The sequence below is a fragment of the Ancylomarina sp. genome, assembly GCF_041555295.1.
GTDB lineage: Bacteria > Bacteroidota > Bacteroidia > Bacteroidales > Marinifilaceae > Ancylomarina.
The window spans coordinates 1-7338 of record NZ_JBFFKR010000176.1 but is presented as its reverse complement, the minus strand read 5'-3'; the positions used below and the strand labels follow the sequence as shown (position 1 = coordinate 7338).

At 36.8% G+C, this 7338-nt stretch carries 7 protein-coding genes; 2 read left to right on the top strand and 5 right to left on the bottom strand.

Annotated elements, in window-relative coordinates:
• On the top strand, window positions 1-784 hold a 784-nt coding region (locus tag ABY905_RS11925; protein ID WP_372644154.1), incomplete at its 5' end, for a nitroreductase family protein.
• Window positions 785-870: 86 nt separating this feature from the next.
• Complete coding sequence (gene kdsA / locus ABY905_RS11920; RefSeq protein WP_372644151.1) at window positions 871-1689, top strand: 3-deoxy-8-phosphooctulonate synthase; 819 nt, start codon at window positions 871-873, stop codon at window positions 1687-1689.
• A 108-nt stretch (window positions 1690-1797) separates the two neighbouring features.
• On the opposite strand, the gene ABY905_RS11915 is transcribed toward kdsA, so the two are convergent.
• The 5 genes from ABY905_RS11915 to ABY905_RS11895 all read right to left on the bottom strand — a co-directional run.
• Window positions 1798-3588 (bottom strand): NADH-dependent [FeFe] hydrogenase, group A6, encoded by a 1791-nt coding sequence (locus tag ABY905_RS11915; protein ID WP_372644148.1) that lies wholly within the window; start codon window positions 3586-3588, stop codon window positions 1798-1800.
• Between the two features lie 81 nt (window positions 3589-3669).
• Window positions 3670-4857, bottom strand: coding sequence for an NADH-ubiquinone oxidoreductase-F iron-sulfur binding region domain-containing protein (locus tag ABY905_RS11910; protein WP_372644145.1), 1188 nt, complete (start codon window positions 4855-4857; stop codon window positions 3670-3672).
• Window positions 4858-4889: 32 nt separating this feature from the next.
• Window positions 4890-5366, bottom strand: coding sequence for an NAD(P)H-dependent oxidoreductase subunit E (locus ABY905_RS11905; protein WP_372644142.1), 477 nt, complete (start codon window positions 5364-5366; stop codon window positions 4890-4892).
• A 534-nt stretch (window positions 5367-5900) separates the two neighbouring features.
• Window positions 5901-6977, bottom strand: a complete 1077-nt coding sequence (gene buk / locus ABY905_RS11900; RefSeq protein ID WP_372644138.1) for a butyrate kinase — start codon at window positions 6975-6977, stop codon at window positions 5901-5903.
• A gap of 142 nt (window positions 6978-7119) precedes the next feature.
• Window positions 7120-7338: glycerate kinase (locus tag ABY905_RS11895; protein WP_372644135.1), on the bottom strand; the 219-nt coding region annotated here is incomplete at its 5' end.

The window sequence follows — 7338 nt, the reverse complement described above, 5'->3', positions numbered from 1 at the left end:
TGCACAAGATTGTCCTGTAGGGATAATTGAAATGACTCCCAATCCAAGTATTCGCAAGTCAAAAGAAAAACAATGTCTTAAATGCCAGCATTGTTTAGCTATTTGCCCAACAGCTGCCCTATCAATCTTAGGGAAAAAGCCTGAGGATAGCCTATCGTCAGAAGGTGAACTTCCTACTTATGAATCCATGACCCGTTTGATTAAAACTCGACGATCAATACGAAAATACATCCCTGAAGATATAGATAAAAGCCTTATTCAAGAGCTTTTGGAGACAACTGCTTATGCTCCAACAGGACATAATTATAACTCGGTACATTTCACACTTATAGATAAAAGAGAAGACTTAGAAATATTTAGAGATAAGGTGTATGAGGCAATAAGGAAAGCAGGAGAAGCTAAAACGCTTTTACCTCAATTTCAATTCTTATATGCCATTCAAAAGGTATGGGAAAACAATGGTATTGATGTTATTTTCAGAAATGCTCCCCATCTATTAATAGCTTCAGCTCCTAAGAAAAACTCATCTCCTCTTCCTGACTGTCTCATTTCATTAAGTTATTTTGAACTTTTAGCCAATAGCCATAATATTGGCACTTTATGGAATGGTATGCTGACTTGGGTATTGAATGACATTGACCCAAGCATTTCAGAATTAATAGGTATTCCAAAGGGTTACACTGTGGGTTATGGTTTGGTTTTTGGAAAATCAGCCGTTAGCTATCCACGTGCCATACAATCAGAAGGTCTAAGCCTTAACAGAGTAAAAATGGACAAGAAATAAAACTTCTTTACCTATTATCTCACTAAGGCATTCAATATATATCAAAGCTTTTCTTATTTTTGCAAGAAATAAAACACAAATACATCATGATTAAAAATATTCCCAATATAAAACACACCGAATCTGGCAACTTTTTCCTTTTAGCAGGCCCCTGTGCTATAGAAGGTGAAGAAATTGCAATGCAAATTGCAGAACGTATTGTAGAAATTACAAACAAGCTTGAGATTCCTTTCATTTTTAAAGGCTCCTATCGTAAAGCCAACCGTTCTCGTTTGGATTCTTTTTCAGGTATTGGGGACGAAAAAGCTTTGAAAATTCTAAAAAAAGTTAGTGATACTTTTGGTGTCCCAACTGTTACAGATATTCACTCTGCAGAGGAAGCTTCTATGGCTGCTGCTTATGTTGATGTTTTACAAATTCCTGCTTTCCTTTGCCGTCAGACTGATTTATTAGTTGCAGCTGCTAAAACGGGTAAAGTTGTGAATATTAAGAAAGGTCAATTCTTATCTGCTGAATCTATGAGATTCGCTGTTGATAAGGTGAAAGAAATGGGTAACGATCAGGTGATATTAACCGACCGTGGAAATATGTTTGGTTATCAGGATATGATTGTAGACTTCCGCGGAATTCCTACAATGCAAAAAAATAATTGCCCGGTTGTTTTAGATATCACGCATTCACTTCAACAGCCAAACCAAACTTCTGGTGTAACGGGTGGACGTCCTGATTTAATTGAAACAATTGCCAAAGCTGGTATTGCAGTTGGTGTTGATGGTATCTTTATTGAAACACATCCTGATCCTGCCAATGCAAAATCTGATGGAGCAAATATGTTACACTTAGACCATCTTGAAGATTTATTGACAAAACTGGTTGCTATCCGTAAAGTTGTGAATCAGTTCTAACAATTAATTTTTCTTTCTTAGATATATAGAAATCCCTTGTAAGCATAAATCTTACAAGGGATTTTCCGTTATTACCATCACCCTAATAATGATGCAACAGATTTGTCATTAATATGGCTGACGTTTCACATAAGAGGTATGCAATAATTTATGAGATTTATGACTCAATGGTTTCTCTAGGAAATCTTTATAAATCTGCACAATTTCAGGATTTTCATGAGATTTTCTAAGAGTTAATGATAAGTCTTCAGAATAGATAGCATCCATTCTTTTCTGACGAATTTCATCATCAACAGGGAACGGTTGACCACCACCGCCTAAGCAACCACCAGGGCAAGCCATAATTTCTATGAAATGATAGAAACGATCTCCTCTATCAATGGCTTCCATTAACTGGTGAGCATTTTCTAATCCATTGGTTATGGCACATTTCAACTCAACACCTTCAAGGAATGACCACTCTGGTAGAACATCGACAATTGGTACAATTGCCTCCTTCACGCCTGCTAGTCCTCTAACAGGTTTAATCTCCAAATTTTCGAAAGGTACCTCGCGCCCAGTTACAATTTCATAAGCGGTACGTAATGCTGCTTCCATAACACCACCCGTAGCACCAAAAATGACACCTGCTCCAGAACCAATTCCCATGATAGAATCGAAATTCTCTTCGTTCAACTGCTCAAATTCAATACCGGCTTGTTTAATCATTACTGCTAGTTCACGAGTCGTCAAAACAAAATCAACATCTTTATAACCACTGTCTTTCATTTCTGGTCGATTCGCTTCAAATTTCTTAGCCGTACATGGCATAATAGAAACGGAAACAATATTGGCTGGATCCACATCGATATTCTTAGCATAGTAAGTTTTAGCCAAAGCCCCAAACATCTGTTGTGGCGATTTGCATGTCGATAAATTAGGTAGATATTTTGGGTATTTGTGTTCAATATATTTCACCCAACCTGGTGAACATGATGTAGCCATAGGTAGAGAAACTTCAGGATTATCATCTAGCAATGCTCCTTTAAGACGTGTTAACAATTCTGTTCCTTCCTCCATAATAGTCAGGTCAGCAGTAAAATCAGTATCCAAAACTGAATCGAATCCTAAACGTCGAAGAGCTGATACCATACGAGACGTCACTCTGGTGCCTGGTTCAAAACCCAATTCTTCACCAAGACCAACCCGAACAGCTGGTGCTGTTTGAACCACTACATGCTTTTCAGGATCTGCTATAGCATCCCATACTTGCTCCACATACGATTTCTCAACCAAAGCTCCAGTTGGGCAATGCACAATACACTGTCCACAATTGGTACAAACCACCTCATTTAATGAATGATTAAAGAATGTTGAAATTTTCATATCAGAACCCTTATGTGCCACAGCAATTGCACCCACACTTTGAATCTCTGCACAAGTTCTCACACAACGTTGACAACGAATACATTTACTATCATCTTTTTCAATAGATGGTGAAAAAGAATCGACTGTATAATTCTTATCAGGTACCAAATCGATAAAATCTTGATTTGTGATTTGTAGGTCAGCAGCTATGGATTGAAGTTCACAATGCCCATTTCGATAACACTTGGTACATTCTTCGTTGTGTTCGGCCAACAAAAGCTCAATAATATGCTTTCGACAGTTTCTCACCTTTAAACTATTGGTATTGATCTCCATGCCTTCGTTAACAGGCGTTGCACAGGAAGCTACCAAACGATCGACTCCTGCTTGCTCAACCACACAAACTCTGCAATTACCTGCTACACATAGGTCTTTGTGATAGCATAGGGTTGGAATATGTATATGTAATTTTTTAGCTGCTTCGAGTATGGTTTTTCCTTCCTCTACACTAACAGCGATTCCATTTATTGATAAATTGATCATATTTGCCATTTTCATTCTCTTTAGTTATTAAGGCTTGTATATTTTATTGCCTTAAAAAATTGAACATTAGACTCATTTATTTAGAACCCATTAGTAAATCATCTCCTCTCGGAAATTTTCTACAATAGAGGAGAAAGAATTTGCGACAGATTGTCCCAAACCACACTTAGCTGTCAATCGCATCGTGTCTGTTAGTTTTAGGAGCTTATCAAGATAAGCAGCTGGTTTTTCACCTCGCTTTACAGCCTTGATACCTTTAAGTAATTGCTGACAACCTACACGGCAAGGTGTACATTGCCCACAAGATTCTTCTTCAAAAAAGTCGAGGTAATTGTTCAATACATTATACATAGACCGAGAACTATTGAATATCATCATAGAACCTCCTGTAGGCAGAGATACGCCTGTCAGTTTTCCTTGATAACCGATATTCGATTTTGGGAAACGCTTTCGCGGGACTAGAAAACCAGATGCACCACCAACTTGTACAGCCTTGGTATCTCCATCTCCAAAATCATCAACAAAATCTTGAACGCTCATACCTAATTCTAATTCATAGATACCTGGTATTGGCGTATCGCCAGACACAGAAAACACCTTAGATCCCCAGGAGTCTTTAACCCCAAGTTCACGAAATTTCTTAGCCCCGTATTTCATGATAGTATAAGAGTGCGCCAGAGTTTCAACATTGTTGATGACCGTTGGTTTATTTAGGTAACCACATTGGGTTGGATAGGGAGGTTTATTTCTTGGTTCGCCACGTTTACCTTCCATAGATTCGAAAAGAGCTGACTCTTCTCCACATATATAGGCACCACTTCCCAAGAAAATATCAACGGCAAAATCGAGATTTAATTCATCCATAATTTGATGAAACTTCTTAAGCTCTTCTCTAAGTTGAGGAACAAGAAATTTATATTCGCCACGTAGATAAATATAACCTTCTTTAGCACCAATAATCTTGGCACACATAGCCATACCTGCTAAAACCTTATGAGGAACACGTGTTAGAATCTCTCTATCTTTAAAGGTACCAGGCTCTCCCTCATCGGCATTACAAATAACATATTTGGTTGGCTCTGTCTCTTCAGCAGTAAGCTTCCATTTAAGTCCTGTTGGGAAACCAGCGCCACCACGTCCCTTAAGTCCTGAATTTACCATTTCGTTGATTACCTCATCATGGGAACGATCGAACGATTTCTTTAAAATCTCTTTACAATCATCTTCATGTTTGAAGATTAAATCTATTCTATTGAGTTGTTTTGTTTTAGTCGTCATAACTCTTGATTTTTACAATTTGAAAATAAGATCTACTCCTTATCCGCCTCTGCCTTATAAGAACTAAGTATATCAACTACCATGTTTGGAGTCAACTCAGTATAGACATCATCATTCACCAACATCGCAGGCGCCTTATGACACCATCCCAAGCAATTGGTTTCAAGTATTGTAAAGAGTTTATCAGGAGTGGTTTCTCCCAACTTAACTTTCAAGAAATCTTCAAGTGCCAAAAGAATTTGATTCTTACCTTTCATAGCACAGGTTATGGTTTTACATACGCGGATCACATATTTTCCTCGAGGGACAATATCGAGAAATGAATAGAAACTAGCCGTTCCGTAGACATCAGCGGCGGGGATTTTAGTTTCTTCAGCTATTTTAAGAATAGCACTCTCTGATAAAAAGCGATCTTTTTCAACCACAGCTTGTAAAATAGGAAGCAAATTTTCCCTTTTTATTCCATGCTCTGTTACGAGATCTTTTACGAGTTCAGCCTGATCATTCATAGTTTCATGTTTTGTTTGACAAAACAAATGATTCTTAATTCTAAACACATCTTTATCCAGAGCTAGTATCACAAACCCATTTATAAAGACATATTAGAGTTAAGGTTCATTCATCATCTTATTATTGTGAGATTGATTAGTTTTTATGCTAATTGTTCTAGTATAATTTCAGATTCAAACTTTAATGAGTTCGGCTATTTCAACTCATATTCAACAGATCTTTTTTATCATTTTCAGCTTTAAGATACAAAAATATTAGAGAAATTTTTCTTTAATCAAACAACTCTATTCAAATTCATTCTATTTCTGTTTAAAGTTTGTATCCTGATGATCAATACCTAAGCCTAATAATATTGACATTTCAAAAGATTAGGAAAACAAATCATAGAAGAAGAATCATAATTAATTTCTATTTAGACTCATTAAAATCAAAGAATTAAGGCATAAAAAAAACCTCCGGAATTAACCGAAGGTTTTAAACTATTTTGAACTCTAATTAAAAGTAATTAGGGTTTATTTCAGATAACGATAAGATTATACATATCTCTTAGGCACTACATCGCCTCTCAATACCATATAACCATTCATTGCTAAAGCTTTCATTTCATCCTCACCAGGGTAAACAATAACTGGGGCAATAAATGAAACCATTTCTTTTACATAGCTCACTAAATCACCATTGTGAGCGATACCACCTGTTAAGATAATTCCATCAACTTCACCTTTTAAAGCAGCAGCACAAGCACCAATAGATTTACCTACTTGATATGCCATCGCATCTTGAATCAATTTAGCTTTTGCATCACCATCTTTGGCTTTCAACTCAATCTCGTAAGCATCATTCGTTCCCATATGAGCAACTAATCCACCTTCACCTTTGATCATTTTCTTCACTTCGTCCAAAGTAACATCACCGCTAAAACAAAGCTTAGCTAATGCACCAGCAGGAAGAGTTCCTGAACGCTCAGGAGAGAAAGGACCTTCACCATCTAAGGCATTGTTCACATCGATTACACGACCTTTACGGTGAGCACCAACAGAGATACCACCACCTAAGTGAGCAACAATAATATTTAAGTCTTCGTATTTTTTATCTACTGTTAACGCGAATGATCGACTTACAGCTTTTTGGTTTAAGGCATGGAAAATTGACATACGTTCAAACTCTGGATGTCCAGAAACTCGAGCAACATCAATCATCTCATCTACAACAACTGGATCAGCAATATAAGCTTTTGCATTTGGCAATGATTGTGCGATATTATCAGCAATTAGGCCACCCAGATTACTTGCGTGCTCTCCAAGAATACCAATACGTAAATCTGCTTTAAGTTTCTCGTCAACCAAGTAAACTCCCGACTCGATAGGCTTAACCAAACCACCACGTCCAACAACAGCTTCAATTAGGTCAATAAGAATTTCTGCATCAACCAATTCCTTTAGGATAATATCCTTACGGAATTCAAATTGTTCTGAAATGCTATTGAATTGAGCTAACTCTTCATTAGAGTGCTTAATATTTTTTAGAAATACTGATTTATCGCCTTGATATACGGCAATCTTTGTAGAGGTAGATCCCGGATTGATGGCTAAAATTCTGCGATTTTCCATTAGAAATAGTAGTTTATTGTTTATTTAGTATTTGACTGCAAAAATACCAATCTCTCAAAGATATCAACACTAAAACTAAAATCTTTTTTCATGCTATATATCATATCAAAAACAACAAGTTTTAATGCAGAATATCAGGACCTTACAGGAGATGAGCATTGTGTAAAACGGCATCTGTCAAGTTATTTTTCGCAAACGTTATCGCTTCATCAAGAGTTTGGTACTCTTTTTTTATAGGGAACACTTGATCGAAAGGGGAATTTAATAGGTTTTCGGAACTACCACAAAAAGCAATAACTCGTTTTCCCATTAGCTTCGCTTTTTGAGCTAAAACATAGGGAGCTTTACCAAAGGATGATTG